Source organism: Acidibrevibacterium sp. (assembly GCF_049965395.1).
GTDB classification, from domain to species: Bacteria; Pseudomonadota; Alphaproteobacteria; order Acetobacterales; family Acetobacteraceae; genus Acidibrevibacterium; species Acidibrevibacterium fodinaquatile.
Genome location: NZ_JBMFWJ010000025.1, coordinates 1 through 26,899, shown reverse-complemented (window position 1 = coordinate 26,899; position 26,899 = coordinate 1). Strand labels below are relative to the sequence as shown.

26 protein-coding genes are annotated in these 26,899 nt (G+C 66.5%); 4 read left to right on the top strand and 22 right to left on the bottom strand.

The annotated features are described in order from the left end of the window. The 6 genes from rplS to ACP5M5_RS09115 all read right to left on the bottom strand — a co-directional run bounded on the left by rplS (position 1) and on the right by ACP5M5_RS09115 (position 4,619). Positions 1-414, bottom strand: coding sequence for a 50S ribosomal protein L19 (gene rplS, locus ACP5M5_RS09140; protein WP_427936820.1), 414 nt, complete (start codon positions 412-414; stop codon positions 1-3). Between the two features lie 27 nt (positions 415-441). Further along, the gene (gene trmD / locus ACP5M5_RS09135) at positions 442-1,179 is read right to left on the bottom strand and encodes a tRNA (guanosine(37)-N1)-methyltransferase TrmD (protein ID WP_427936819.1); all 738 of its coding nucleotides are present in this window, start codon (positions 1,177-1,179) and stop codon (positions 442-444) included. Then, positions 1,176-1,688, bottom strand: coding sequence for a ribosome maturation factor RimM (gene rimM / locus ACP5M5_RS09130; RefSeq protein WP_427936818.1), 513 nt, complete (start codon positions 1,686-1,688; stop codon positions 1,176-1,178). The genes trmD and rimM overlap by 4 nt, the downstream gene beginning before the upstream one ends. A gap of 37 nt (positions 1,689-1,725) precedes the next feature. Continuing rightward, a complete protein-coding gene (gene rpsP / locus ACP5M5_RS09125; RefSeq protein ID WP_427936816.1) occupies positions 1,726-2,061 on the bottom strand; it encodes a 30S ribosomal protein S16 in 336 nt (111 codons plus the stop codon). 38 nt (positions 2,062-2,099) lie between these two features. Further along, positions 2,100-3,467: a signal recognition particle protein gene (gene ffh / locus ACP5M5_RS09120; protein WP_427936814.1), complete on the bottom strand. Its 1,368-nt coding sequence runs from the start codon at positions 3,465-3,467 to the stop codon at positions 2,100-2,102. Between the two features lie 231 nt (positions 3,468-3,698). Continuing rightward, positions 3,699-4,619, bottom strand: coding sequence for an SDR family oxidoreductase (locus tag ACP5M5_RS09115; protein ID WP_427936812.1), 921 nt, complete (start codon positions 4,617-4,619; stop codon positions 3,699-3,701). A gap of 369 nt (positions 4,620-4,988) precedes the next feature. On the opposite strand from ACP5M5_RS09115, the gene ACP5M5_RS09110 reads away from it, so the two are divergent. The 3 genes from ACP5M5_RS09110 (at position 4,989) to ACP5M5_RS09100 (ending at position 7,734) form a co-directional block, all read left to right on the top strand. Then, the gene (locus ACP5M5_RS09110) at positions 4,989-5,462 is read left to right on the top strand and encodes a DUF1348 family protein (RefSeq protein ID WP_427936811.1); all 474 of its coding nucleotides are present in this window, start codon (positions 4,989-4,991) and stop codon (positions 5,460-5,462) included. An 88-nt stretch (positions 5,463-5,550) separates the two neighbouring features. After that, on the top strand, positions 5,551-6,354 hold the full coding sequence (locus tag ACP5M5_RS09105) for an SDR family NAD(P)-dependent oxidoreductase (protein WP_427936810.1): 804 nt from the start codon (positions 5,551-5,553) through the stop codon (positions 6,352-6,354). A 111-nt stretch (positions 6,355-6,465) separates the two neighbouring features. Next, positions 6,466-7,734, top strand: coding sequence for an MFS transporter (locus tag ACP5M5_RS09100; RefSeq protein ID WP_427936809.1), 1,269 nt, complete (start codon positions 6,466-6,468; stop codon positions 7,732-7,734). A gap of 12 nt (positions 7,735-7,746) precedes the next feature. Here the strand turns inward: ACP5M5_RS09100 and ACP5M5_RS09095 are convergent, their stop codons facing one another. From ACP5M5_RS09095 to ACP5M5_RS09030, 14 genes are all read right to left on the bottom strand, one after another. Further along, positions 7,747-8,976 carry a methyl-accepting chemotaxis protein gene (locus ACP5M5_RS09095; RefSeq protein WP_427936808.1) on the bottom strand — a complete coding sequence of 410 codons (1,230 nt, stop codon included), beginning with the start codon at positions 8,974-8,976 and terminating at the stop codon, positions 7,747-7,749. Between the two features lie 82 nt (positions 8,977-9,058). Continuing rightward, the gene (locus ACP5M5_RS09090; protein WP_427936807.1) at positions 9,059-10,330 is read right to left on the bottom strand and encodes an FGGY-family carbohydrate kinase; all 1,272 of its coding nucleotides are present in this window, start codon (positions 10,328-10,330) and stop codon (positions 9,059-9,061) included. Then, on the bottom strand, positions 10,327-11,370 hold the full coding sequence (locus ACP5M5_RS09085; protein WP_427936806.1) for a class II aldolase/adducin family protein: 1,044 nt from the start codon (positions 11,368-11,370) through the stop codon (positions 10,327-10,329). The genes ACP5M5_RS09090 and ACP5M5_RS09085 overlap by 4 nt, the downstream gene beginning before the upstream one ends. After that, positions 11,367-12,860 carry a glycerol-3-phosphate dehydrogenase gene (locus tag ACP5M5_RS09080; protein ID WP_427936805.1) on the bottom strand — a complete coding sequence of 498 codons (1,494 nt, stop codon included), beginning with the start codon at positions 12,858-12,860 and terminating at the stop codon, positions 11,367-11,369. Before ACP5M5_RS09080 ends, ACP5M5_RS09085 begins: the two co-directional genes overlap by 4 nt. Further along, positions 12,857-13,519, bottom strand: a complete 663-nt coding sequence (locus tag ACP5M5_RS09075) for a class II aldolase/adducin family protein (RefSeq protein ID WP_427936804.1) — start codon at positions 13,517-13,519, stop codon at positions 12,857-12,859. The genes ACP5M5_RS09080 and ACP5M5_RS09075 overlap by 4 nt, the downstream gene beginning before the upstream one ends. Before the next feature lie 14 nt (positions 13,520-13,533). Continuing rightward, complete coding sequence (locus ACP5M5_RS09070; RefSeq protein WP_427936803.1) at positions 13,534-14,574, bottom strand: 2-hydroxyacid dehydrogenase; 1,041 nt, start codon at positions 14,572-14,574, stop codon at positions 13,534-13,536. After that, a complete protein-coding gene (locus tag ACP5M5_RS09065) occupies positions 14,567-16,147 on the bottom strand; it encodes an FGGY family carbohydrate kinase (RefSeq protein WP_427936802.1) in 1,581 nt (526 codons plus the stop codon). Before ACP5M5_RS09065 ends, ACP5M5_RS09070 begins: the two co-directional genes overlap by 8 nt. Further along, entirely contained in the window at positions 16,144-17,223 is a 1,080-nt protein-coding gene (locus ACP5M5_RS09060) for an ABC transporter ATP-binding protein (RefSeq protein ID WP_427936801.1), read from the bottom strand. Before ACP5M5_RS09060 ends, ACP5M5_RS09065 begins: the two co-directional genes overlap by 4 nt. Further along, entirely contained in the window at positions 17,220-18,320 is a 1,101-nt protein-coding gene (locus ACP5M5_RS09055; RefSeq protein WP_427936800.1) for an ABC transporter ATP-binding protein, read from the bottom strand. The genes ACP5M5_RS09060 and ACP5M5_RS09055 overlap by 4 nt, the downstream gene beginning before the upstream one ends. Further along, on the bottom strand, positions 18,317-19,162 hold the full coding sequence (locus tag ACP5M5_RS09050; protein WP_114912836.1) for a carbohydrate ABC transporter permease: 846 nt from the start codon (positions 19,160-19,162) through the stop codon (positions 18,317-18,319). Before ACP5M5_RS09050 ends, ACP5M5_RS09055 begins: the two co-directional genes overlap by 4 nt. Then, the gene (locus tag ACP5M5_RS09045; RefSeq protein WP_427936799.1) at positions 19,149-20,075 is read right to left on the bottom strand and encodes a carbohydrate ABC transporter permease; all 927 of its coding nucleotides are present in this window, start codon (positions 20,073-20,075) and stop codon (positions 19,149-19,151) included. The genes ACP5M5_RS09050 and ACP5M5_RS09045 overlap by 14 nt, the downstream gene beginning before the upstream one ends. A 43-nt stretch (positions 20,076-20,118) precedes the next feature. After that, positions 20,119-21,558: an ABC transporter substrate-binding protein gene (locus ACP5M5_RS09040; protein WP_427936798.1), complete on the bottom strand. Its 1,440-nt coding sequence runs from the start codon at positions 21,556-21,558 to the stop codon at positions 20,119-20,121. Continuing rightward, complete coding sequence (locus ACP5M5_RS09035; protein ID WP_427936797.1) at positions 21,492-22,559, bottom strand: sugar-binding transcriptional regulator; 1,068 nt, start codon at positions 22,557-22,559, stop codon at positions 21,492-21,494. The genes ACP5M5_RS09040 and ACP5M5_RS09035 overlap by 67 nt, the downstream gene beginning before the upstream one ends. Positions 22,560-22,777: 218 nt before the next feature. After that, positions 22,778-23,299, bottom strand: a complete 522-nt coding sequence (locus ACP5M5_RS09030; protein ID WP_427936796.1) for a GlcG/HbpS family heme-binding protein — start codon at positions 23,297-23,299, stop codon at positions 22,778-22,780. 210 nt (positions 23,300-23,509) lie between these two features. Here ACP5M5_RS09030 and ACP5M5_RS09025 point away from each other — a divergent pair, with 210 nt between their 5' ends. After that, positions 23,510-24,058 (top strand): MarR family winged helix-turn-helix transcriptional regulator, encoded by a 549-nt coding sequence (locus ACP5M5_RS09025; RefSeq protein WP_427936795.1) that lies wholly within the window; start codon positions 23,510-23,512, stop codon positions 24,056-24,058. Between the two features lie 7 nt (positions 24,059-24,065). On the opposite strand, the gene ACP5M5_RS09020 is transcribed toward ACP5M5_RS09025, so the two are convergent. Together ACP5M5_RS09020 and ACP5M5_RS09015 are read right to left on the bottom strand one after the other, a co-directional pair. After that, positions 24,066-24,968, bottom strand: a complete 903-nt coding sequence (locus tag ACP5M5_RS09020; protein ID WP_427936794.1) for an ion channel — start codon at positions 24,966-24,968, stop codon at positions 24,066-24,068. Further along, complete coding sequence (locus ACP5M5_RS09015) at positions 24,958-26,694, bottom strand: AMP-binding protein (protein WP_427936793.1); 1,737 nt, start codon at positions 26,692-26,694, stop codon at positions 24,958-24,960. The genes ACP5M5_RS09020 and ACP5M5_RS09015 overlap by 11 nt, the downstream gene beginning before the upstream one ends. Positions 26,695-26,899: the final 205 nt, after the last annotated feature.

Sequence of the window (26,899 nt, the reverse complement as noted above, 5' to 3'; positions counted from 1 at the left end):
TTATTCGGCGGCGTCCCGCTGGGTTGGCGCCGCCTCGGCGCTCTCGATGGTGACGGCGCGGGCTTTTTCTGCGATGCGCGCCGACTTGCCCGAGCGGCCGCGGAGATAATAGAGCTTCGCCCGCCGCACATCGCCGCGCCGCACGACATGGATCTCAGCGATGCTCGGCGCATAGAGCGGGAACACGCGCTCCACCCCCTCGCCATAGCTGATCTTGCGCACGGTGAAATTGCTGTTGAGGCCCTTGTTCGAGCGGGCGATGCACACCCCCTCGAACGCCTGGGTGCGCGAACGCTCCCCCTCCACCACCTTGACGGAAACGCGAAGCGTATCGCCCGGGGCGAATTCCGGCACCGATCGGGCGGCGGTGAGGCGGGCGATCTGCTCGGCCTCGAATTTTTGGATGAGGTTCATGGAAAAATCCTTCTCGATACGGGTTTCTTACGGCGCGTTATCCGCGCTGGCAACGGGGTCCGCGGGCGCGGCGGCGGCGACTTGGCGCTGATATAAAGACCATAGATCGGGGCGGCGGGTCCGTGTCAGCCGCTCGGCCTCGGCGCGGCGCCAGGCGTTGATCGCCGCGTGATCGCCGGACAGCAGCGTCGCCGGCACCGCTCTTCCCTGCCATTCGGCGGGTCGAGTGTAATGGGGATATTCGAGCAGCAGGCCGGAGAAACTCTCCTCCACAGCGCTTTCCGCCGCCCCCATGACGCCAGGGAGCAGCCGCACCACCGCATCGAGGACCACCAGCGCCGCGATCTCGCCGCCGGCGAGCACGTAATCGCCGATGCTGACCTCGCGCAGGTCGCGCGCCTCGATCACCCGCTGATCGATCCCCTCATAGCGACCGGCGAGCAGGATCAGCCCGTCGCCGGCGGCGAAATCGCGCGCCATCGCTTGCGAAAACCGCTCGCCGCGCGGCGAGAGGCAGATCATCGGCCGGCCATCGGCGACAGCGCCAAGCGCGCGATCGACGACATCGGCGCGCAACACCATGCCGGCGCCGCCGCCAAACGGCGTGTCATCGACGCTGCGATGGCGGTCTTCGGCAAAGGCGCGGATATCATGCGCGGCAAGCCGCCAGAGCCCGCGCGTCTCGGCCCGCCCGGCGAGCGAAAACGCGAGCGGCCCGGGAAACATCTCCGGGAACAGGGTGAGGATATCGGCGCGCCAGGTCATGCCCTGGCCTCCTGTGGCGGCGCTTCCTGCTCGAGCGGCGGAATGACGACGACGCGCCCGGCCTCGATGTCAATCTCAGGCACGGCGGCGCGGGTGAAGGGGACGAGGAGCGCCGCCCCCTCGGGGCGCTCGATTTCGAGGCTGGCGCCGGCGCCGTAATCATGCACCGCGCGCACCCGCCCGCGCACCCCTTCCGGCAAGATCGCTTCCAACCCGATGAGATCGGCGAGATAGAACTCATCCGCACCCGGCGGCGGCAAGGCGGCGCGATCGAGATAGAGGCGGCGATGGGTCAGGCGGGCGGCGTGGTCGCGATCGCGGATCTCAACCCAGGCGCCATCTTGCCAGAGCGCAACCGCAGCGATCCCCGGCCCGCGCCAGGCGAGCCGATAGCGGCCCCCGGCTTCGTCGTCCAGCGGGCCGTACTCGGCGAGCGCGGCCGGATCGGCGGTGTAGCTCGCAACCCGCACCAAGCCGCGCACGCCGTGCGGCCTCCCGATCATTCCCATGAGGATGCGCCCTTTCGTCACGAAGCCGCGATCGCGATTACGCCGCGGCTTCGGCCTTGGCGCGTTCCTGCGCCTTCTTCTTCGGCGCCGACTTCACCGGCTGCTCACGCCAGGCCGGCATCGGCGCGATCCCGGCGTGGCCGAGAAACCGCGCGACGCGATCGGTCGCGACCGCACCCTGGCTCAGCCAATGCTGGATGCGGTCGGAGACGAGGCGTACCCGGTCCTCGTGGTCGGCCGGCAGCATCGGGTTGTAGCTCCCAAGCTTTTCCAGAAACCGGCCGTCGCGCGGGCTGCGGCTGTCGGCGAGCACGATGTGGTAATAAGGACGCTTTTTCGCGCCGGCGCGGGCGAGGCGGATTTTGAGGCTCATGTGCGGGATTGCTCCTTTTCGGGAAAATTTAGGATAACTCAGAATGGGCCGCGGCGGCCGGGCAGCAACGCGCTCAGGCCATGCCGCATCAGCCCCTTCTGGCCGAGCTTGTTCATGCGTTTGATCATGCCGGCCATATCGTCATACTGCTTGAGCAGTCGGTTGACCTCCTGCACCGAGGTGCCGGAGCCGGCGGCAACCCGCTTCTTGCGGCTCGCTTTGAGGATATCCGGGTTGCGCCGCTCGGCGCGGGTCATCGAGGAGATGATCGCCGCTTGCCGCTTGAAGACAGATTTGTCGAGCTTCGACTCATCGACCTGGGCGAGAAGTTTCCCCGCCCCCGGCAGCATCCCGAGAATGCCCGAAAGCGAGCCCATGCGCCCGATCTGGCGGAGCTGGGCGGCATAATCCTCGAGATCGAAGCGGCCCTTGGCGATTTTGGCGGCGAGTTTTTCCGCCTCTTCCTGCTCGATGGTCTCGGACGCCCGCTCGACGAGGCCGACCACATCACCCATGCCGAGAATGCGCGAGGCGACACGTTCGGGATGGAATTCTTCCAGCGCGTCGAGCTTTTCGCCGACGCCGATGAGCTTGATCGGCGCCCCGGTGACGGCGCGCATGGAAAGTGCCGCACCGCCGCGGGCATCGCCATCCATGCGGGTGAGCACGATGCCGGTGACGCCGAGCGCCTCGTTGAAGGCGCGCGCGGTATTGACCGCGTCCTGCCCGGTCATGGCATCGACGACGAGGAGGGTCTCGGCTGGGCTGGTCGCGGCGCGGATCGCTTGCACCTCTGCCATCAGCTCGGCATCGATCGAGAGCCGCCCGGCGGTATCGAGGATGACGATGTCAAACCCCTCCCGCCGCCCGGCCGCGAGCGCCCGCTCGGCGATCGCGAGCGGGGTCTCGCCGGCAACGATGGGGAGCGAGGGAACGTTGGCGGCCTCGGCGAGCTGGGCCAACTGCAACTGCGCCGCCGGGCGCTGGGTGTCGAGGCTCGCGAGCAGCACCCGCTTGCGCTCGCGCTTGGCAAGACGAAGCGCAAGCTTGCCCGACGTGGTCGTCTTGCCCGACCCCTGCAGCCCGACCATCAAAATCGGCACCGGCGCCGGGTGGTTGAGATCGAGCGCGCTCGATCCCTCGCCGCCGAGATGCTCGACGAGGACGTCATTGACGATTTTGATGACCTGCTGGCCTGGGGCGACGGCGCGAATGACCTCGGCGCCGATGGCGCGATCGCGCACCCCGGCGATAAAGGTCTTGACCACCGGCAGCGCGACGTCCGCCTCGAGCAGCGCGAGCCGCACCTCGCGGAGCGCCTCGCCGACATCAACCTCGTTCAGCGTGCCACGCTGGCGTAGCCGGTCGAAAACCGCGGTCAGCTTGCCGGAAAGCGTGTCGAACATCACCAATCCTCAACGCAAAACGCGCCGCTGCGCGAACCCTCGCGGAGCGGCGATGCCCCATGCCGGGGCGCGCGGTTCTGCGCCCGGGGCAGGCGGTTTGTCAAGTCGGCCGCCGAGGGCAAGAAAAGCGGTTCTTTTTTTGAAAAAAAGAACCAAAAAACTTTTTGTCCCGTTGGGCAGTGCCTGCGGCACTGCCCGCTTCGAGGAACCGGGAAGGAGGTCTCTCGTCCGTTAAACCGGGTCCCAGGAAAACACTTCGCCGCTACGGTCGAGCGGCATGAAGGCCTCCTTGAGCGCCGGCAGCGCGTGTTCGGCGATCAGTTCCGGTGTCCAGCCCTCGCCACGATGAATGCCACGGAGCGGCCGGGGCGAACTCATCAGGAAGATTTCGTTATGGCGCGTGGCGAAAACCTGGCCGGTGACCTCGCGCGCGGCGTCGGAAGCGAGAAACACCGCCATCGGCGCGTTCTTGTCCGGCGTCATTTGCTTGATTTTCTCGACTCGAGCCTTTTGCTCAGGCGTCTCGGCCGGGATCGAACTCGTCATCCGGCTCCAGGCAAACGGCGCGATGCAGTTCGAGCGCACATTGTAGCGCTTCATGTCGAGCGCGATCGATTTCGAAAGCGCGGTGATGCCGAGCTTGGCGGCGGCGTAATTGGCCTGGCCGAAATTGCCGATCAGGCCGGAGGTGCTGGTCATATGAACATAAGCGCCGCTTTCCTGGGCGCGGAAGGGCTCGGCCGCGGCGCGCGAGAGGAAGAAGCTGCCGTTGAGATGGACATTGATCACCGCGAGCCAATCCTCGGGCGACATTTTGTGAAAGATGACGTCGCGCAGAATGCCGGCATTGTTGACGACGATGTCGATGCGGCCGAAATGATCGAGTGCGGCAGCGACGATCCGCTTGGCCGAGGCCCATTCGGCGACGCTCTCGGTACTGATTGCCGCCTCGCCACCGCGCTGGACGATGATCTGGCGGGTCTGCTCGGCCGGCGTGCCCGATTGCCCCTCGCCGGTGAGCGAAGCGCCGATGTCATTGATCACCACCTTGGCCCCCGCGAGCGCCATCGCCAGCGCGATCTCGCGCCCGATACCCCCCCCCGCGCCGCTCACCACCGCGACTTTTCCTTCCAGCATAGGCTTTCCCGACATGCCATCCTCCCGTTTCTGACGCCCTCGCCGCCGTATCGGGCGAAGATCGCGCCGTTCGATCCACCCCGTCAGGTTTAGACCACACAAACAGCGGCGGCTAGCCTTCTGCCCCCGACACGCTGATGATCGCGGTCGCGCGTCACGCGGCGGCCTGGGGCGCGCACTGGCCGAGCCGCGCGGCAAAAATCCAGCCTCGATCGTCAGCTACCCGCCCTTTGCAGGCAGCTTCTCGGTCTCCCGCCGCGCCGCATCGGCCTTCGATCTCGTCTCCCCGTCATCATCCGCGCCGTCGATCACGACAGAACGGCACTTTTCGCTCTATGCTCCAGATCCCTTTGTCCGTGACCAGCTCAGCAATCGAGGGAACCCATGTCCGAGACACGCCCACCGCTGCCGCCATTTACCGAAGAGACCGCGATCCAGAAGGTGCGCGCCGCCGAAGACGCCTGGAACGGCTGCGATCCGGCGCGCGTCGCGCTCGCCTACACGGCGGATAGCCGCTGGCGCAATCGCTCTGAATTCCTCGTCGGCCGCGCCGCCATCGTCGCATTTCTCACGCGGAAATGGGCGCGCGAGCTCGATTATCGCCTGATCAAGGGGCTCTGGGCCTTCACCGAAAACCGCATCGCCGTCCGCTTCGCCTATGAGTGGCATGACGATAGCGGCCAGTGGTTTCGCTCCTACGGCAACGAAAACTGGCTGTTTGACGCGGCCGGCCGCATGGCCCAACGCCACGCCTCGATCAACGATGTGCCGATCAAGGAGAGCGAGCGGCTGTTTTTCTGGCCGCGCACCGGCCCACGCCCGGCCGATCACCCCGGCCTCGACGATCTCGGGCTCTGATCATCGCCCGGCGACGACGGCGGGCGCGCTTGCGCCGGCCGGCGATATCTTCGATGCTGTCGCCATAGAAAACCGCGAGGAAACGGACATGGCGCAGGTGGAGGGCAAGGTTGCGATCGTCACCGGCGGCGCCTCGGGGATCGGGGCCGCCTGCGCGCGGCTTCTGGCCCGCGAAGGCGCCAAGCTAGTGATCACCGATATCGACGCCGCGGGGGGCGCGGCGCTCGCGCGCGAGATCACCGAGGCTGGCGGCACCGCGCTCTTCCTCGCGCAGGACGTGACCGACGAGGCGCGCTGGCCAGACGTCATCGCAAGCACCGAACGCGCGTATGGCCGGCTCGATATTTTGGTCGCCAATGCCGGGATCGGGCTGCTCGTTCCCGCGATCGAGATGACGCTCGCGGATTGGCGGCGGCAGAACGCGGTCAACCTCGACGGCGTCTTTCTCGCCGTCAAGCATGCCGTGCCGGCGATGCGCCGCGCCGGTGGCGGCTCGATCGTCATCATGTCCTCGGTCGCCGGCATTCGCGGCTCGGCGGGGCTTGCTGGCTATTGCGCGAGCAAAGGCGGCGTCAGGCTGTTTGCCAAGGCGGTTGCGCTGGAGTGCGCGGCCGCGGGAGACGGCATTCGGGTCAATACCGTCCATCCTGGCATCATCGCGACGCCGATCTGGCAAAAAATCCCGACCGGCGCCGAGGGGGCGGCACGCAATGCGCCGATCGACCCGCACGTGCTCGCCCGCGAAGTGCCGCTCGGCATTGCCGGAACGGCGGCGGAGGTCGCGGCCGGTGTCCTGTTCCTCGCCTCCGATGCCTCGCGCTACATGACCGGCGCGGAATTGGTGATCGATGGCGGCATCACCGCCGGCACCGTGCGGCGCTGGCAATCCTAATCCGAGCCAGCGTATCACCCACCCGACGGGAAGAAAGTCTTTTTGCTTCTTTTTCTTCAGAAAAAGAAGTTTTTGTCATGTTTTTTTCCTCTTGCGCCTGCAGGACATTGCATGTCGAACGTTCTCGGTTCCACCCGTGCCGCCGCCGTTTCGCCAAGCCGGGTGTTCTGGGCGACGTGGTTTGGCTGGATGCTCGATGGTTTCGATTCCTCAATCTACGGCTATCTTTTGGTCGCCGCCCTGACCGATCTCCTGCCACGGAGCGGCCTGGCCGCGAGCCGCGCCAATATCGGCGTCTATGGCGGGATTTTGTTCTCGCTCTTCATGCTCGGCTGGGCGTGCTCGATGGTTTGGGGGTGGGCGGCGGATCGCGTCGGGCGGGTGCGCGTGATGTGCTGGACGGTGTTGATCTATTCGTTGTTCACGGCGCTTTGCGGGCTTGCCGATGGGATCGTGATGTTTGCGGTTTTCCGTTTCCTCGCCGGGTTCGGGATCGGCGGCGAATGGGCGGCGGGCACACCGCTTCTGCATGAATCGGTGCCCGAGACCATGCGCGTGCGGCTTGCCGGCTGGCTGCACACCGCGACGCCGACCGGGCTTTTCCTCGCCGCCTTCGTCGTCCTCATCGCGGGCAACAAGCTTGGCTGGCGCGGGATGTTCATGCTTGGCATCCTGCCGGCGCTGCTCACGCTCTATCTCCGCCGCAATATTCCTGAGCCGCGGCGCAAAGCGGCGGCGGCGGCGAAATTCGGCGCTCTGTTCGCGCCCGGGCAGGCGCGCACCACCTGGGCCGCGGCGCTGATGATGGCGTGCATCATCTTCGGCCTCTGGTCTTCGAATTTCTGGGCGCCGACGGTGGTGATCACCCGCCTCGTCGCAAGCGGCGCGAGCCACGCCCATGCCCAGACCATGGGCGCGATTTGTGGCTTGGTGACCAATCTCGGCACGCTCGCCGGCTGTTTTTTCATGCCCTGGATCACCGCTTTCCTTGGCGGGCGGCGGCGAACGGCAGTGGTGTTCTTCCTCGGCGCGATGGCGAGCGTGATCGTGTCCTATTACGGCGCGATCGCGCGGCTCGACGATCTCCGCCTATTCATGCTGTTGCTCCCGGTGCTCGGGTTTTTCACCAATGGCATTTTCGCGCTCTATACGATTTGGCTGCCGGAGATGTTTCCCGGCGCTTTGCGCGGCGCCGGTGCTGGCTTTGCGTTCAGTTTCGGCCGTCTGCTCGGCGCCGCCGGGCCGACCTTGATCGGCTTTCTCACCGTGCTGATCGGCAGCTATCCGATCACCATCGCGGGGCTGTCGCTGATCTACCTCGCTGGCCTTCCCTTCATCGCTCTCGCCCCCGAAACCGCGCACCAATCCTTGCGGGCGTGAGCCGGCGGCGTGTCATGCCGCGCGCATGGTTTCGAGGAACCGCCCCGAATCGTCATGCAGGCGGCCCGAGGCCTGGCTCAGTTCGGTCGCCACGGCGAGCAGTTCGGACGCGGCGGCCGCGACGTTTTGCGTATTTTCGGTGACATCGGTGACGTTTTGCGCCATGTGCGTCGCGCTGGTCATGACCTGGTTCGCGGCGCGGGCGATTTCGCTGGCGGCGGCACCCTGCTGCTCGACCGCAGCGGCGATGCCTGTCGCGATCTCGCTCACCTCCTCGATCGCCTTGGTGATGCCGCCGATCGCGCCAACCGCTTCGCCGGTCGCGGATTGAACCCGCTCGATCTGGGCGGCGATATCGCCAGTCGCCCGTGTCGTCTGCACCGCGAGTGATTTCACCTCGCCGGCGACGACGGCGAAGCCCTTGCCCGCCTCACCGGCGCGCGCCGCCTCGATCGTCGCGTTGAGCGCGAGCAGATTGGTTTGCCCGGCGATGCCAGTGATCATGCTGACGACATCGCCGATGCGCCGCGCGTCTTCGGCGAGGCGGGCGACGATGCCGTCGGTTTGTTGCGCGGTTGTGGTGGCGGCGCGGTTGATGGTGAGCGAGCGCGCCATGCGGCCGCTGATTTCGGCGACGGAGGCGGAAAGTTGTTCGGCCGCGGCGCTGACGGTGCTGATCCCGCTATTGGCTTCGCCGGCGGCGAGCGAGGCTTCCACCGCCTGGCGCTGCGTCCGGCCGGCGGACTCGCTCATGCGCGCCGCGATTTCCTTGAGGGAGTCGGAAAGGGTCGCGACACGCGAAACCAGAGAGGCGACTTTCTCCTCGAAATCGCGAACGAGGGCGCTTTTATGGGTGATGTCGTTGAACACCGCCATGGTGCCGATATGGGCGCCAGCTTCGTTGCGGATCGCGATCGCCCGCAAATCCAGCTCGCGCGCGCCGAAGGTGAGGGAGAGATCCGCCGAGCCGCCGCCAGCGAGCCGGTCAGCGAGGGCCGGGAACAGCATCGGCAGGCGCTGCGCGGTGAGGAGCGGCGCCCCGCCGGCGACCTCGGCGAGCAAGGTCTTGGCGGCGGCATTGGCGTACGTGATAGCGAAATCCTGCGTCGGGTCGCTCCAGATCACGCCATCCGGGACATTATCCACCATGACCATGGCGGATTCGAACCATTCCTTGAAGCGTGCCGCCTTGGCCTGCTGTTTTTGCATCGCGTCACGCCGAACATAGGGCCACCAGGTCACCCCCCCCATCTTCAACCAACCCCTCTGTTGCAACGTGTTTCGTGGAATCACGATACAATATCGGGCAAAGTCTAATCCGAGGTTAATCTGAACTTTTCTCCTGATGATGGTCTGAACGCGACGATGTTCCACGCAAGGCGAGCAGCGCCGTACCGACCGCCGCTTCGGTCGCGCGCGCCACCATCAGGGGCACGCCGAGCGATCGCGCGCGCATGGCGGTCCAAGTGGCGTTACTGGCACCACCGCCGACGGTGCGAAGGCGGATCGGCGCCGGCGCGCCGAGGGCGGCGAGGCGCCGATAGCCCAAAGCCTCGATCCGCGCGATTCCTTCGAGAAGACCATGGAGAAATCGCGCGTCCTCGGCAGGGCGGGGCGTAAGCCGGGGCGCGAGCGCGGGGTCGTTGATCGGGAATCGTTCGCCGGGCGAAAGCAGCGGGTAATAGTCAAGGCCGCTAGCCTCGGCCGGGTCGATCGTCGCCGACAGCGCCGCGATCCGGTCGCCGTCGAAAAACCGCGCGAGCACTGCGCCGCCGCTATTGGAGGCGCCACCGGCGAGCCAGGTCTCGCCGAGGCGATGGCTATAAATCCCATAGTCCGGCGCAAAGACCGGCTGGTGCGACAGCAGCTTGAGGGTGAGGGTCGAACCGAGTGAGGTCACCGCGTCGCCGGGCGCGTTGGCGCCGGTCGCGAGAAAGGCGGCGCAGCCATCGGTGGTGCCAGCGGCAACGATGGCGTGACGCGGCAGACCGAGCGCCAGCCCCTCGCGCCCAACTTCGCCGAGCCGAACCCCCGGCGCCACGACCGCCGGCAGCAGGTCGGGGCGAACGCCGAGCCTCTCGATCCAGCCCGGCCAGGCCCGCGCCAGAACGTCATAGCCGGTTTTGAGGGCGTTGTTTTCGTCGCTCGTCGTGAACTCGCCCCAGAGACGGCCGGCGATCCAATCCGCTTCGTGCACCACCCGGGCCGCGCCCGGCGCCGCTTGCAGGGCGAGCAGCCGCGCGAGCGGCGATGTCGCGCCACGGGCGGCGCTCTCGGCTGGGGCGGCGGCCGCGATGCGCTGCACCAACGCCGGCTCGCCGGGATCGTTATAAAGGCTGAGCGGGGTCACGGGCCGACCCGCGCCATCGATCGCAAGCAGCGTGCCCGACGTGCCATCGACCGCGACGACATCGACCGCGCCGAGATCGCCAAGACCCGACAATGCTTCGCCCACCGCCCGGAACAGGGCCTGCGGGTCGCGGCGCATCGCTGGCTCGATCCGGGCACTCGCGAGCGCTTGCGGCTCGCCATCCCCATCGACGAGCGCCGCCCGCACGCCCGAGGTTCCGAGATCGATGCCGAGTGCTTCGGTCATGCGCGCGGCGCCGGCTGCGCCTTGCGGTATTGTTCTGCCTCCCAATTCATCAGCTCACGCTCCGCCGCGACGCCGAGCGGCGCGAGCGGCTCCTCGGGAGCAAGCCGGGTCGTGACATCGGCGAGGCAGCGGGCGAGCGCGATTGCGCCGGCGCTCGCGTCTCGCCGCAGCAGCACCCCGGCGCCGGGCACGACGAGCATCGCCGGCGGCGGCGACCTCGTGCCCGCAACCTCGGCGGCGCGCCCGCCCGGCGGGATCTCGACGATGCCGGGGCCAAGAAAAATCACATGGTCGGGATAAAGCGAGCCCCGGCGGGCGACCGCGAGGGCGCGCGCGTCGGTCGCGACCGCGTGGGTCAGCGGGTCGGCCGCCGCGACATAGTCGCTGGCGGCGGCCGCGGCAGCGAGGCGATCGAGATCCGCGGGCGGCGCCGGGCGCTGCGCGCGGCGTAGGCGGCTCGCGACCTCGGCGATGCGGGCCCCCGCCGCCGCAGTGTCGGCGCCACCAGCGACGAGGCCATGATTGCCGAGGATCAGCACATCGGTGTCCGGTGCCAGCCGCGCCGCGATCGCGCGCGTCAGTGGCGGGCCGGGACGGATATAGGGGATGAAGGCCCAGTTCAGCCCGGCGAGCCGCGGCGCCAGCGCCGCCTCGGCATCCACCCGCGCCGCCCAGGCGATGGTCTCGACACAATGGACATGCACCACGACGCGATGCGGCAGCGCCGCGTGCAATGTCGCCTCGATCGAGGGGCGCAGACCCGCAGGATTGTCCTCGGCGACGACGAAATCCGTCGCCGTCTCGGCGCGCGGATCGCCGGCGGCGAGGGCGGCGCGGAGGGGCGCGAGACGGACCGGGACCATGATCATGCGGCGCTCGGCCTCGCTGAGCCAGGTGCCAGACGCCTTCACCCACAGCGTGCCATCGCGTTTGAGCGAGGTATTGCCGCCAGCGCCCTGGATCAGCGCGGGATCGCCGCCGATCCGCGCGGAATAGGCGCACAGGGCGCGGAATTCCGGGTCGTCGGTGATCGCCGTCATGCCGCCTGCGCCATCCAGCCGGCGAAAGCATCGATGTCCGCCGGGGTCATGTGCAAATGATGCTTGGTGCGCCGCTCGAGCACATCCTCCACGGTGCGCGCCCATTCATGCTCGACCAGGAATTCCGCCTCACGCTCGAAAAAATTGGCGGCAAACGGGCGCCCGAGATCGTCGAGACGCCGCGCGCCGGCGAGCAGGGTCTCGGCGCGGGTACCGTAGAGGCGCGCGTAGTGATGGGAAAGCCCCTCCGGCAGGAACGGAAACCGAGCCCGCAAGGTCGCGAGATAGGCGGCAAAATCGGCGCCCGGCATATCGCCGCCGGGCAGGGGCGCGCGCCCCGTCCAGGCCGGGCCCATCTTCGGCGCAAACGGCGCGAGGCGATCCAACGCATGTTCGGCGAGTTTGCGATAGGTGGTGATCTTGCCGCCAAATACGGAAAGCAGCGGCGCCGCATCGCCGGTCCGGTCGATATCGAAAACATAATCGCGGGTCACCGCCGAGGGGTTGGCGGCGTTGTCGTCATAGAGCGGGCGGACGCCAGAAAAAGCATGGCGGACGTCGCCCGGCGTGAGTTGGCGGCGCATGTAACGGTTGACCACGCGCAGCAAATAGGCGCGTTCATCGTCATCGATCGCGACCGTCTCTGGCGCACCCTCGCAGGGAATATCGGTGGTGCCGATGAGGCAGAGATCGCGTTCATAGGGGTTGACGAAGATCACCCGCTTGTCATCGTTTTGCAGAAGATAGGCATGCGGGCCGCGCCAGAATTTCGGCACGACAATATGACTGCCTTTGACCAGACGCACCCGCCGGGCACTGTTCGCGCCAGCGACGCCGCGCAGCACCTGTTCGACCCAGGGGCCGGCGGCGTTGACCAGAAGGCGCGCCCGCACCTCTCGCCGGCTGCCATCGGCGGCGCCGAGCGCAAGGTGCCACAGACCCGCTTCCCGCCGCGCCGTGACCGCTTCCCACCGGGTCAGGATTTCCGCCCCACGCGCCGCGGCATCGAGCGCGTTGAGCAGCACGAGGCGGGAATCATCAACCCAGCAATCGGAATATTCGAAGGCGAGGCGATACTCTTCCCGCAGCGCCTCGCCTTCCGGCTGCCGGCGAAGGTCGAGCCGCCGCGTCGCCGGCAGCCGCTTGCGGCCGCCGAGATGGTCATAGAGGAACAGGCCGAGCCGGATCATCCAGGCCGGCCGTTGCCCGGCGCCGTGCGGCAGCACGAAACGCAGCGGCCAGACGATGTGCGGCGCGAGCGCAAGCAGCGTCTCGCGTTCGATCAGCGCCTCGCGCACCAGGCGAAACTCGTAATATTCGAGATAGCGCAGCCCGCCATGGATGAGCTTGCCCGAGCGCGACGACGTCCCCTCGCCGAGATCGCCCTTTTCGCACAGCAGAACGCGCAGCCCGCGCCCGGCGGCATCGCGCGCGATGCCGGCGCCGTTGATCCCGCCGCCGATCACCGCGAGATCGAAGGGTTCGGTCATGCCGGTTCCGTCTGCTCGCGAAGGCCGTAGGTTTCGAATTTCGCTGCGGTTTCGGCGATGTCGGCCTCAGAAAGCAGCACCGGCCCGCCGATCAGGAGGCTGTGGTAATATTGCCTTGCAATGGTTTCGAGTTCGACCGCCCGCCACATCGCCTTCGCCAAGCTCTCGCCGAGTGCGATCATGCCGTGATTGGCGAGCAGACAGGCGAGCCGGCCTTCGAGCGCTATCATGGCATGTTCGGAAAGCGCCTTGGTGCCGAACGTGGCATAGGGGGCGCAACGCACATTGGTGCCGCCGAACGCCGCGATCATGTAATGGCAGGCGGGGATTTCCCGCCGGGTGATGGCGAGCGTCGTGCAAAAGGTTGGATGGCTGTGCACCACCGCGCCGATCTCCGGCCGCGCGCGCAGGATATCGAGATGAAAGCGCCATTCGCTGGAGGGCGCAAGCGGCCCCGACCAGGCGCCATACTCGCCGCCGAGCGGCATGACCGCGATGTCTTCGGGGCGCATCGTTTCATACGGCACGGCGGAGGGCGAAATCAGCATGGTCTCGCCGTGGCGGACACTGATATTGCCGGACGTGCCCTGGTTGATGCCGAGCGCGTTCATCTGCCGACAGGCGGCGACGATGGCGGTGCGAACAGCGTTTTCGGTCATGGCGGAAAAATCCTCTAGCAGGGATTGAGCGGCGGCTCGCCGGCGAGATAGCGGCGAACCTCCTCGGCGATGGCGTCGGCGGCGATCGTGATGGTTTTCACCGAGGCGCCGGCGATGTGCGGCGTCAGGGTGACGTTGGGGAGACGCAGCAAGGGCCAATCCGGCGGGGCGGGTTCGATCGCGAAGGTGTCCAGCATCGCGCCACCGAGCCGGCCCGCGACCAGGGCCTCATAAAGCGCATCGTAATCGACCAGCGGCCCGCGCGCGGTGTTCACCAGAAGGGCGCCGGGCTTCATCGCAGCCAACTGCGCCGCCCCGATGAAGCCGGTGGTCTCGGCGGTGACGCGGGCATGCAGGGTCACGACATCGGACTGGCGGAGGAGATTATCGAGCGAGACCTGTTCGACGCCGTCATGATGATCGGCAGCGGCGAGCTGGACATAAGGATCGGCGACCAGGATGCGGCAACCGAACGGCTTGAGTAAGCGGACGACGCGTCTGCCGATCCGGCCATAGCCGACGACGCCGACGGTCATTTCCGAAAGCTCCCGCCCGGTGCGGTCAGCGCGGTAGAGATCGCCGCGCCAGACCCCATTGCGTAAGGCTTCGTGGCCCTGGCGGATGAGGCGGGTTTCGGCGAGGATGGCGCCGATGGTGAACTCCGCGACGGCGCCGGCATTGCGCCCCGGCGTGTTGACCACCCGCACGCCACGCGCGCGCGCCGCCGCCATATCGATGTTCACCGCCCCACCGCGCGAAACCGCGATCATGCGAAGATCAGGGAGCCGCGCCAGCATGCCGGCGGAAACCGGCGCGAGATGGGTGACCAACATCTCCGCCTGGCCGACGAACGCGATGATCGCCTCGGGGTCGCCTTGATACTCTTTGAGCCCTTCCAGCCCTGGGCTCGCATAGCCATGCTCCATCGGCTCATCGGGCCAGGGGAGCGTGTGACATCTGAGCGTCAGTCCGTCATCCCCGCAAGCGGCGCGGAGGGCCGTTGCGAAAGCGTCAGGGCGCATGAAATGATCGCCGATGATCGCGATCTCACGCATCGGTTTTCCCTTCTCGTATGGTGGCGAGACGCTGCCAGGTCGGCTGGAGCGCGCGGTAGGCGTCGCGATAGAGCGGATAGAGGCGCGCATAGAGCGCGGCGAGGTCGCCATCGGCCGGCTCGATGGGGCCGAGCCGCGGCGTGATCCAGCGTGCCGCACAGGCGTCAAGGCTGGGATAGAGACCAACCGAGAGCGCCGCAATCATCGCCGCCCCGGCCGCCCCCGCTTCGGGCTGCGCGATCACCCGCACCGGGCGGGCGAGGCAGGCGGCGAGGATCGCCCGCATCAGCGGCGATTTCGCGGCCCCGCCGGTGATGCGGATCTCGGGCGGCAGGTCGCCCATCGCCGCGTAACAATCGCGCGCGGCGAAGCCCAAGCCCTCGAACACGGCACGCGCGAGTTCCGCGATCCCGGCGCGCTGGTCAAAGCCGAAGAGGGCGGCGCGCGCCGCCGGGTCGGTGAACGGACCGCGCTCGCCGGCGGTCGAGATGAAGGGGTGAAACAGCATCGCCCCCGGCCGCGCCGCCGCCGCAGCCTGGCCGAGGCGGGCGGGAAGATCGGGGGGCGGCGCCCCGGCGAGGGCAGCGGCCTCGCCCACCAGCCGTGCCAGCCAGTCGATATTGAGGGTCGCCGCCATGTTGCTCTCGGCCTGCATCACCGCGCCGGGCACCGGAAAAACCATGCAATAGCCGGTCATCGCCGGGTTCGGCCGGACGTCTGCGGGCCGCAGCGCGAGGCGAAGATGCATCCCGGTGCTGCCGAGGATCGAAACGCCGGCCTCGCCCGCGCCATAGAGGCCGCCGCCGAGGGCCGCGCAGACGACATCGACATAGCCGAGCACGACCGGCAGACCAGCGGGAAGGCCGATCGCGCGCGCCGCCGCCGGCGCCAGCCGATGCCATTGCCGCGTGCCATCGACGATCGGCGGGAGCAGGCGGCGGCATTCGGTCAGCGCCAGCGCCTCCAGCACCGCCTCGGCATACGCGCGCGTGCGCCAGTCGCCGAACGTGAAGCAGGCTTCCGAAGGGTCGGCGGCGCGCACGCCGGTGAGGTTGAAATAGAGCCAGTCCTTGCAATGAAAGGCGGTCGCGCTGCGGGCCAGAATCTCCGGCTGGTGGCGGGCGAGCCAAAGCAGTTGGGCCGATTGCTGACACGCGTTGAGCCCGCTGCCGGTATGGGCGAACGCCCGGCGCGCGGCCTCGGTTTCGCGCAAGGCGGCGACGAGCGAGGCGGCGCGCGCATCGAGCCACAGCCAGGCCGGCGCGACCGGCGCGCCATCGGCATCGGCGAGCCAGGTGCCATCGCCCTGGCCGGTCACCGCGAGCGCGGCGATCTCGCGGCCGGGCGGCAGGGCGGCGACCAGCTCGGCCAGCACCGCGACGGCATCCCTCCAGCTCCGCGCCATGTCCTGTTCGACACCGCCATCGGCGCGATGGCTGAGGCGGTTGGGCCGGGCGCGGGCGGCGATTTGCTCGCCATCAGCGTCGAACGCCACCGCCTTGACCACCGAGGTGCCGGAATCGAGGGCGAGGAGTAGCCGCGCCCCGCGTGAGCCGCTGGCACGGTCCGTCACGGCGCCGCGAGCCCCTGGACGAGCGCCGCCCCGCTCGCGCGATCGAAGAGATGGACGTCGCGCGGCGCGAAGCCGAAGGCGATGGCCTCGCCCATGCGCGCCGGCACCCGCCGATCGGCGACGGCGACGAGCAGATGGCCGGCAAAGTCGATGACCACGTGCGCCTGATCGCCAAGCCACTGATTGGAGGCGACGGTGCCGCGCAGCGGGCCTTCGCCCAGCCGCAGCCGGTGCGGCCGCACGCCGAGCGCAATATCACCGGCGGGCAGCGTGATCCCCGGCGTTACGATCGTGATCCCGGCCGCGCCGCCGAGGCGGACGCCATCGCCGGCGGGTTCGGCCGCGAGCACATTCATCGGCGGCTCGCCGAGGAAAGTCGCAACAAAGAGATTGGCCGGCCGTTCGCGCAGCGCCTCCGGCGTGCCAAATTGCTGCAATTCGCCGCTTTCCATGACCGCGATCCGGTCGGCCATGGCATTGGCCTCGGTCTGATCATGGGTGACCAGCAATGCGGTATAGCCGCGCTGCTTGATCAGCGCCTTCACCCGCCCGCGCAACACCGCGCGCAGTTGCGGCTCGAGCTGGCCCATCGGCTCATCGAGGAGATGCAGATCGGCATCGCGGGCAAGCGCGCGGGCGAGGCTCGCGCGCTGTTGCTGGCCGCCCGAGAGGCCGCCCGGACGGCGGTCGAGAATATCCTCGATTTCGAGCAGAGCGGCGATGTCGCGCACCATGCGGGCGGCTTCCGCCCGGCTCCGCCGGCGCGCGAGGCCAAAGCCGATATTCTCGGCGACACTGAGCGGCGGATAGAGCGCATAGCCCTCGAACGCCATCGCAACGCCGCGTGCAGCCGGCGGCAGGCGCTCGATCCGCCGGCCGGCGAGAGTGATGCTGCCGTCCGTCACCGTCTCGAAACCAGCGATCATGCGCAAGCAGGAGGTCTTGCCGCAGCCCGAGGAGCCGAGCAAAGCGACGATCTCGCCCTCGGCGACGGCGAGATCGAGCGCCCGCACCGCCTCCACCGCGCTTGCGCCGTAGCCGTAACGCTTGCTGAGGCCGGCAAGCAGCAGGCTCATGCCGCTTTCTCCGCAACCGCCCGGCGGCGCGCGATGCGCTCGCCGGAGCCGGCATCGAACAGCGACGCCATGGCCGCATCGGCGGAAAACACCACGGTTTGGCCCGGCGCCGGCGCCACCCCGCCGGCGACACTCGCGACGACCTCCTCATCCCCGGCGGCCCGGAGCAGCACGACCATGCGTTCATGAAGCGGGGTCACCGCGACCACCTCGGCGGTGGCGCCGGTACCCTCGCGGGCAAGGGTGAGGCTTTCCGGGCGCAGGCCGAGGAGGCACGGCTTTCCCGCCGCCGCCGGCGCGGCATCGAGCGCGAGCCGCAGGCCGGCGATGTCGACGCGCAATCCACCGGCATCGGCTTCCGGCCGGCACGCCAAGAGGTTCATCGGTGGGTCACCAAACAGCCGCGCCACCGCGACATGGCTCGGCTGGTCATAGACCAGCTCCGGCGGCGCGCATTGCGCGATCACGCCGCCGAGCAACACCGCCACCCGGTCGCCAAGCGCCATCGCCTCGCGGTAATCCTGGGTGACATAGATCGTCGCCGCCGCGCGCTGGCGCAAAAGCCGCGGCAATTCCAGCCGCATCTCATAGCGCAGCTTGGCATCGACATTGCGCAGCGGGTCATCGAGCAGCAATCCCCGCGGCTCGCCGACCAAGGCACGGGCGAGCGCGGTGCGCTGCTTCTGGCCGTTGGAGAGGGCCCGCGGCGGATGGCTGAGCACGTGGTCGATGCGCAGAAGCTCGGCGACGGCGCGGACGCGGCGCGCGATCTCGGCCGGCGCAAGCCCGCGCGCGTGAAGCGGGCTCGCAATGTTCTCATAGGCCGTCATATGCGGATAAAGCGCGAAATTCTGGAACGCCATGCCGAGACTGCGCGCCTCCGGGCCGAGACCTGAGACGTCGCGCCCGTCGATCCGGATGATCCCCCTCGCCCCTGGCTCCAATCCGGCAATGGCGCGGAGCAACACGGTTTTGCCGGCGCCGGACGGGCCGAACAGCACCAGCGTTTCGCCGGGCGCGACCGCAAGATCGACCCCGCGCAAGACTTCGTTGCGGCCGAACCGCGCTGCGACCCCGCTGATCGCAAGACCGCTCATCCCTTGACCGCCCCGAGCGAAAGCCCCTCAACCAGCCAGCGCTGGGCATAGAGCGCGAGCGCCAGGGTGGGCAGGATGGAGAGGACGATCGCCGCCGCGATCTGGCCATATTGGATGCCAGAGGCGGTGACGAAGGCGAGCGCGCCGACCGTCACCGGCTGCTTGTCGGCCGACGCGAGGATCAGCGCGAAGACGAAATTGTTCCACGCGAAGATGAAAGCGAGCAAACCCGCCGCCGCGATCCCGGGCCCAGCCAGCGGGATCGCGATGCGGGTGAAAGCCCGCCACCAGGAATGGCCGTCGACGCGATAGGCATATTCGATATCCGGGCTCGCATCCTCGAAATAGCCGCGCACGATCCAGAGAATGAGCGGCAGGCAAATCAGCTGATAAACCCAGATCAGCCCGAGATAGGTGTCGTTGAGGCCGAGATCCTGAAAATAGAGCGCCAGCGGCAGCAGCACCAGAAGCGGCGGCGCGAAGCGGAACGAGAGCATGGTGAAGGCGATATCTTCGCCGAGACGAAAGCGGAAACGCGCAAACGCATAGGCCGCCGGCACGCCGAGCAACAAGGCAAGCAACACCGAGACGCTGGAGAGCAGAACCGAGTTCCAGAGATTATGGAGGAACGTGATGTCGAGCAGCCCGGCAGCGGTTTGCAGATGCCCCGAGATCAGCGCTGCGTAATTGGCGAGGGTTGGATGAAACACGAGGCTCGGCGGCAGATGCAGGATCTCTTCGTTGGTCTGAAACGACATCAACAGGATCCAGACGATCGGGAAGAGGAAAAAGACCAGCACGAGGGTGATCGCGAAGGCGCGCAAGATCCTAGACAGTGCCATGGGTGCGCTCCCGAAGCTTGAGCCATTGCTTGATGAAGACATTGGACAAGGCGTAGGTGACCGCCCAGAGCACGATCATCAGCGCCGCCGAGGTTCCGACATTGGTGTATTGGAAGAAATCGAGATAGGCGCGAATCTGAAACAGCATCAGGGAATCGCCGGGTCCGCCCTGGGTCATCGCGTAAACGATGTCGAATTGCTGGATCGAATCGAGAAGGCGAAACAGCGTCGCGGTAACGATGTAAGGGGCGAGCATCGGCAGCGTGATCCGGAAGAAGACGAAGTAGGACGGCACGCCATCGAGCATCGCCGCTTCGAATGGCTGCTTGGGCAGGCTGCGCAGGCCGGCCAGCAGCAAAACCATCATAAACGGCGTATAGACCCAGATATCGACGAGAACCACGGTGAACATCGCGCTGCCAGGCGCCGAGGCCCAGCGAAAATCATGGGCGCCGGCTTTGGCGACGAGCCAGCTCAGAACCCCGAAATTGGGGTTGGTCATCAGCTTCCACATCAAGGACGCGAGCGCCGGGGCAGTCATCAGCGGCAGCAAAAGTGCTACCGAGACGAAATTGTTAAAGCGCGTGCGCTCACGAAGCAGCAGCGCGATGCCAAGCCCGAGCAGCAATTCGAGGCCGACCGTCGCCACCGCGTAGACCGCCGAGACTCGCACCGTCACCCAGAAATCGGGATCGCTCAGCATATCGAGATATTGGCCGAACCAGACGAACTCGCGCGCACCCGGCATGGCGAGATTGTAGCGCTGCAAGCTGTAATAGGCGGCGGTGAAAAACGGCAAGAGAATGCCGATACAAACCAAAAGTGCGGGCAGGCTCAAGGCATAAGGCAGCACTCGCGGCAGGAGCCGCCGGCGGATTGGCGCGGCAAGGGTGGATCGGGATGCCTCTGACATGACAAAAGCGGGGAAGCGGCGCGCCGCTTCCCCACCCCTTTCGTTAGCCGATGCCGGCTTGATGCAACTGGCGGTTCACGCTTTCGGCGAGCTTGTCGAGACCCTCATCGACGCTCACCTCACGCGCGACCATGCGTTGCAACGATGCCGCCCATTCGGTAGTGAGATTGAAAAATAGCGGCTGCGGCGTGAAATAAATTTTCGCGTCCGGCGCGGTCTTTTCGTATTGATTGAGATAGCCGGGATAGGATTTGGCGATCCGCTCCTTGAAGTCGGCATCGCGCCAGACGCTGTTGCGCACGGGATTGACGACGTCGTTCTTGCGCGCACCGAACAGGAGATGGTCGGTGCCAGAGGCCCATTGGATGAAGGTCCAGCCGGCATCTTTCTGTTTTGAAAAATTCGACATCGCGAGCGACCAAATCCAGACATTGGAGGTCGGCCCCGAGGCGGCGGGATTGGCGGCGAACGGCGCATAAGCGAGATGGCCGCGCTCGCGATTGTCGCCGCCGTTCATGAAATAGCCGAGAATGTCGGCGTCATAGATCATCCCGGAAGCGCCGGCGCCGAGATCGGTGCCGACCTGATACCAGGTATAGGTCGCCCAATTCTTCGGGCCCGAGTCCTGGATCATCTGCACCCAGAGCTTATGGAAAGCCTTCGATTCGGGCGTGTTCATCGCCGCCTTGAGCTTGCCACCCGTCATCGTGAAGTCGCGTTGGCCGTAATTCGTGTAGGCGGAGAGGAAGCCGGGATGGATCGTCGCCCAAGAGCGGCTGCCGCGCACACCGATGCCATAGGGTCCGCCCGCATCCTTGGTGATCTTAGCAGCAGACGCCATCAGCTCTTCCATGTTGCGTGGCGGGCTCAGCTTGAGCTTGTCGAAAATCGTCTGATTGTAAGAGAGGTTATTGAGTTCGAAGCCCCAGGGAATAGCCCATTGATGCGCCCCCGGCCCGCCGAGTTCAGCGCCAGGCTTGCCCGACCACGCGGTCGAGGCGCGCAGATTGGGGAGGATGTCGTCCCAATCATAGGTCGCCGCGGTCTTCGCCGGGTCCTTGAGATACTCATTGAAGTCGACGAGCCAGCCCGCCGGACCATATTGCCAGGTCTGGTAGGCGCCGGTCATGAACACGTCATATTGCGTCGAGCGCGAGGAGAGTGCGGCGGTTACTTTGTCGAAATAGACATCTTCGGGGAAAATGTCGTAAGTCACCTCCATGCCGGTGAGCGTCTTGAAATTGGCGAGATCGGCAATCATTGCATCGGCGTAAGGGTGCTTGTTGAGCAGCAGCCGGAGCTGCGTTCCCTTGTGCTTCTTCCAATCGAAATCCGCCGCGAGCGCGCCGGTCGCGGTCGCATTGAGCAGGCTCTCGGCGGTGCCGAGGGCAACGCCGAGCGCGGCCAAGCGCCGGATCAGGTCACGCCGACCGATCCGGCCGGCGACGAAGGCGCGCGCGAGGTCTTGCGCTTTCTCGTGCATGTGTCACTCCCGTTGGTTTGTTGGCGCGGTCGCGTCGGCTCGAGGAGCTGCCGCGCTGTCAGCTCATCGGTGATCAAGCCGCTCAGCACCTGGCGCGCGAGCACGGCCCGCAACGCCGCGACTTTGCTGGCGCCGCCGGCGACCCCGAGCACCTCCCGCCCCGCCATCGCATCGAGCGGCAAGGCGATCACCCGTTCATGGAGATCAGTATCGATTTCCCGGCCGGTGGCATCGAGATAGCGGCCGAGGACTTCGCCAACCGCCCCGCGCGCTTGCAACACCGCCGCTTCGGCCGCGGAAACGATGCCGGTCTGGGGTAAAAAACTCTGCTCGCCCGCAACATCGCCGATCCCGACGAGATAGAGCGTTGCCTCGCGCGCCATCGCCATGGCTTGCGCGACCCCGCGCTGGCCAAGCAGCACCGCGCGATCGGCGGCGGAATTGGCGAAAAACGGTACCGGCAGAAGATAGGCTTCGGCACCGGCTTTTTCGGCGAGCCGCAAGATCACATCAAAAGGGGTGGCGCTCGTCTGCCGCGGCACGCCGCCGAGCAGCGAAACGAAACGAAGATCAGGACGCGAAAGGCGCGGCAGGTGATCGATGGCGGCGGCGAGGGTGCGGCCGTGGCCAACCCCGATGACGCGATGGTGCCCGGCCTCGAGTTCATTCAGCAAGACCCCGGCCATGGCGATGCCGAGCGCGCGTAGCGGCAGCGCCGCCGGCGCGAGTGTCGGCACGACCCGGCAAAAGCGCAGGCCGAATTCCCGTATCAAATGCCGCTCCTGCTGCATGCAGCCGGCAATCGGCCCTTCGACGAAGACACGCACCGACCCGAGCCGGCTCGCCCGTGCCACCAGCCGATGCGCTTTCGCTGGCGCAACCATGAGGGCGGCGGCGACCTCGGACTGGGTCATGCCACCGGCATAATAGAGCCAGGCGGCGCGCGTCGCGAGCGCGTCTTCCTGATCGGCGTCGGGGCTCTCGGTAGGTGCTGTTGCCATCGGCGTTGAACGTTTCCCGGCATGGCGGCCCGAGCCACGAGACCCCGCCATCGGCAGGCGAGACCGCCATGAAAAATTTTCCTTACGCTGAAAATTTTTTCATTCGGCTCGCCGCCTGTCAAGTCCGTTCGCGCGCCAACGTCGCGCACGCCATGCCGCCATCCCGGCGCGCGAACGCGACCCGCGCGTCGGGAGCGGCGTCAGGGGCCGCCGCGCGGCTATTTGAGAGCGGCGAGGCCAGCCTTGCAGGTGACACCATCCTGCACCGACATCCCGCCCGAGCAACCGATGGCGCCGATCAGCTTGCCGTCGCGGACCAGCGGAAAGCCGCCTTCCACCGCGATCGCGTCGTCGAGCGAGAGCACATAAGGGTGGCCGCCATCGGCGGCGTCCTGGAAAATTTTGGTCGCGCGGCGGTACAAGGCGGCGGTGCGGGCCTTGTGCTCGGAGACCGCGATCGAGGCCTGTTGGGTGTCGTCCATGCGCTCGAAATAGATCAGCTTGCCTTCCGGCCCGACCACCGAGATCGCCATTTTCCAGTGATGGCGCGCGGCCTCGGCCTCCGCCGCCGCGGCAAGCGTCTTGGCTTCGGCAAGGGTGATCGACGTGCCGTAGGGGAGATCGAAGGGCATTTGTTCGGGGACGCCGGCGGGGAGCGGGGCTTGCGCGCGGGCGCCGCCGGCGAGTGTCGCCAAGAGAGCGAGCAGGAAAAGGGCGGTTTTACGGGTGATAGGCGGCATCTTTTTCCCTCCTGATTTTCACGCGCCGGCCCGGATGGGCAGCGCTTGGACCAAAATACTGTGCAGCGATTTTACGGCACCAGCAATCGACGGTCGGCCATCGCGAGGGGACGCGCCGGCCGGCCGCGGTCATTCCGAAAGCGTTGCATCCGACCACAGAGGCTGCTATCACGGGTCTGTGATTGCGGGTTGGTCTGGAGGCAAAGCGGCGTGGACGATTTCGATAAGAGTTTTGGCGAGCGGCGTCGGCCGGCGCGGGCCGCGTTCGCGGCCGCTGCCGGCCTGTGGGGCGCGCCTCCTCCCGAGCGGACGAAATCGGATGGCGCGTCGTCCGATTTCGCGATGCCACCCGATCACGGCACGTCAGTGGATTACGCGGCGCTCGCGGAATTTCGTTTTCTGCTGCATGGTTTCGTCGAATTCAGCGAGGTCGCGGCGCGCGCCGCAGGGCTCACCCCGCGCCAGCATCAGGCGCTTTTGCAGATCAAGGGATTTCCCGAGGGTCAGGCGATGGCCATCGGTGCCCTCGCGGCGCGGCTGCATGTCCGCCACCATAGCGCGGTCGAACTCGTTGATCGGCTGGAGCAGGCGGGATTGATCACGCGCTTCGCCGATCGGGCGGACCGGCGGCGTGTTCTGATCCGGTTGACGGGCAAGGCCGAGGCGCTGCTCGCCGGCCTCGCCCGCATCCATCAGCAGGAATTGCAGCGGCTGGGCCCGTCGCTCTCCGGCCTTTTGGAGAAATTCTCCACCGCGTGAGCCTCTCTCAGCTTGCCGCCGCCGTGACGGCGCGCGTGGCATGAAAGCGGCGATAATCGACATGCACCTCGCCGGCCTCGTGCCAGCTCAAAATATCCTCGAACTGATGGCAGGAGAGGACGTCCGCGCCGTGATAGACATGGCGCGCATGCACCGTCATCGAGGTGGTGGCGTCAAGACCGGTAACGACGGCGAGGATGATGATGTCATCGTCCCGCCAGGCGGCCTCGGTCAAACCAGCGCAGGGGCTTTCCGGGCCGATCGGGTGCATCACCGTCCAACTGAGCGCGAATTGCGGATTGGTGTGACGCTGCAAGGTGAGATCGAACAGCCGGCGGAACCGCGCCCCTTCCCGCGTCGTCACGGTCCGCGCGAGCGTCAGATTGACATGCGCCTCGACGATTTGATTCGCGCGGATATTGGCGATCCGGAACATCAAGGTCGGGACGCCATCGACCGGGTTGATCACCAGGTTGCGGCTGAAGAGGACTCGCGCCGTGGGGAGGGTGAACTTGGCGATGATGAGCCCGGTCGCGAGCGGGACGAACAGAATGCCGAGCAGGGCCTCAAAGGTGACGAGCCAATGAGCATAGAGCGTCGCCGGATGCATCACGCCATAGCCGATCGTCGCCATCGTCTCGACCGAAAAGAAGAAATCATCGAGCACCGATCCCGGCCTGGCCCCGGCGACGCTTCCCGGCTGCAGCGCGTAAAGCAGCGCGAAGATCAGATTGAGCGCGAGATAGAGCGCGATCACGATGCCAAAGAACGCGCCCCACGAGCGAGTGAGCAGGAAATGATAGACATCGCGCCAAGACTCGTGCGGCACGCCGATGCGACGAACGACCGGCCCACCGTTGCGCCCGCGCCGGCGGGCCTGGGTAGGCCTTCCTGCCGCGCTATCGGCCATGCGCCGCGTCATCATCGTGGCCGGCGAGGCCAAGCTCGGCGATCATTTTCTCGCGGATGATGAACTTCTGGATTTTTCCCGTGACCGTCATAGGGAAATCATCGACAAAGCGGATATAGCGGGGAATTTTCTGGTGCGCGATCTGGCCGCGGCAGAATTCGCGGATTTCCTCCTCGGTCGCGCTTTCGCCGTCATTGAGGCGGATCCAGGCGCAGAGTTCCTCGCCGTATTTGGGATCGGGAAGCCCGACCACCTGCGCAGATTGCACTTTCGGATGGCGATAAAGAAATTCCTCGATTTCTCGGGGATAAATGTTTTCGCCGCCGCGGATGACGAGATCCTTGATCCGCCCGACGATGGCGCCATAGCCGTCCGCGTCGATGGTGGCGAGATCGCCGGTATGCATCCAGCCGGCGGCGTCGATCACCTCGGCGGTTTTTTCGGCATCGTTCCAATAGCCGAGCATCACCGAATAGCCGCGCGTGCAGAGTTCGCCCGGGGTGCCGCGCGGCACGATGCGTCCTTCGCCATCGATGATTTTCACCTCGAGATGCGGCTGAATGCGCCCCACCGTCGCCACCCGCTTTTCGACAGGATCATCGGTCGCGCTCTGGAAGCTCACGGGGCTGGTTTCGGTCATGCCATAGGCGATGGTGATCTCGCGCATGTTCATCCGCTCCATCACCCGCCGCATGACCGCGATCGGACAGGGCGAGCCAGCCATGATGCCGGTGCGCAGCGAGGAGAGATCGAAGCGCGCGAAATTGGGATGATCGAGTTCGGCGATGAACATCGTCGGCACGCCATAAAGCGCCGTGCAGCGCTCGGCGGCGACGGTTTCGAGGACCGCCAGCGGATCGAAGCCGGCGCTCGGGTAAACCACTGTTGCAAAATGGGTGAGGCAAGCGAGATTGGCCATCACCATGCCGAAACAATGATAGAGCGGCACCGGCGCGCAGACGAGATCATCGGGGCCGAGATGGATCGCCTCGCCGACGAAAAAGCCATTATTGAGGATATTGTGATGGGTGAGCGTTGCCCCCTTGGGGAATCCGGTGGTGCCGGAGGTGAACTGAATATTGATCGGGTCGTCAAATTGCAGCGAGGGCGCGATCGCGGCCAGCGCCGCTTCCGACTCCGCGGTTGCCGCGCGCGCGATGGCAGCGAAGGGGAGAAAGCCCGAAACCTCGGTCTCGCCGATCAGAATGGCGCGCTTGAGGTGCGGCAGACGCGCGCTCTCAACCCGGCCCTCGGGATCGGTGAGATTTGGCACCAGGCCCCGCAACATCGCCTCGTAATCGGAAGTTTTGAAGGTCCGCGCGAGCACGATCGCGGCGCAGCCAGAGAGGTTGAGGGCGTATTCCAGTTCGCTCACCCGATAGGCGGGATTGAGGGTGACGAGAATGAGGCCGGCGCGCGCCGCGGCATATTGGGTGAGCAGCCACTCGGCATTGTTCGGCGACCAGATGCCGATGCGATCGCCGCGTGAGAGGCCGAGCGCCAGCAAGCCGGCGGCGACACGGCTGACCTCGGCGTCGAGCTCAGCGTAGGTGAGGCGAATATTCTGATGGCGGCTGATCAAGGCGAGCCGCGCTCCCGCGCTTGCCGCCGCGCGGTGAAGAGCGGCACCGATCGTCTCGCCGAGCAGCGGGATTGGACTGACGCCATGGACATAGCTCAGTTTGCTGTCGCTCGGCGTACTAGGCTCGATGTGGTCGATCGGCATGACGTGACCCCTGAACGTGGCTTGTTTTGATCATCATAGGATGTTCATCACAGCGGGGCAAAGCCTCGGCGCAGCCGGCAATGACGCATTTTTAAGAAAATGGCACAAAATGATGCAGACCTCGTGGGATCGCCAGCGCGCCGGGGCATCATTAACGAAACCTATACCGGAAACTGTCATCGTCGGCTATCAAAGCCTATAAAAC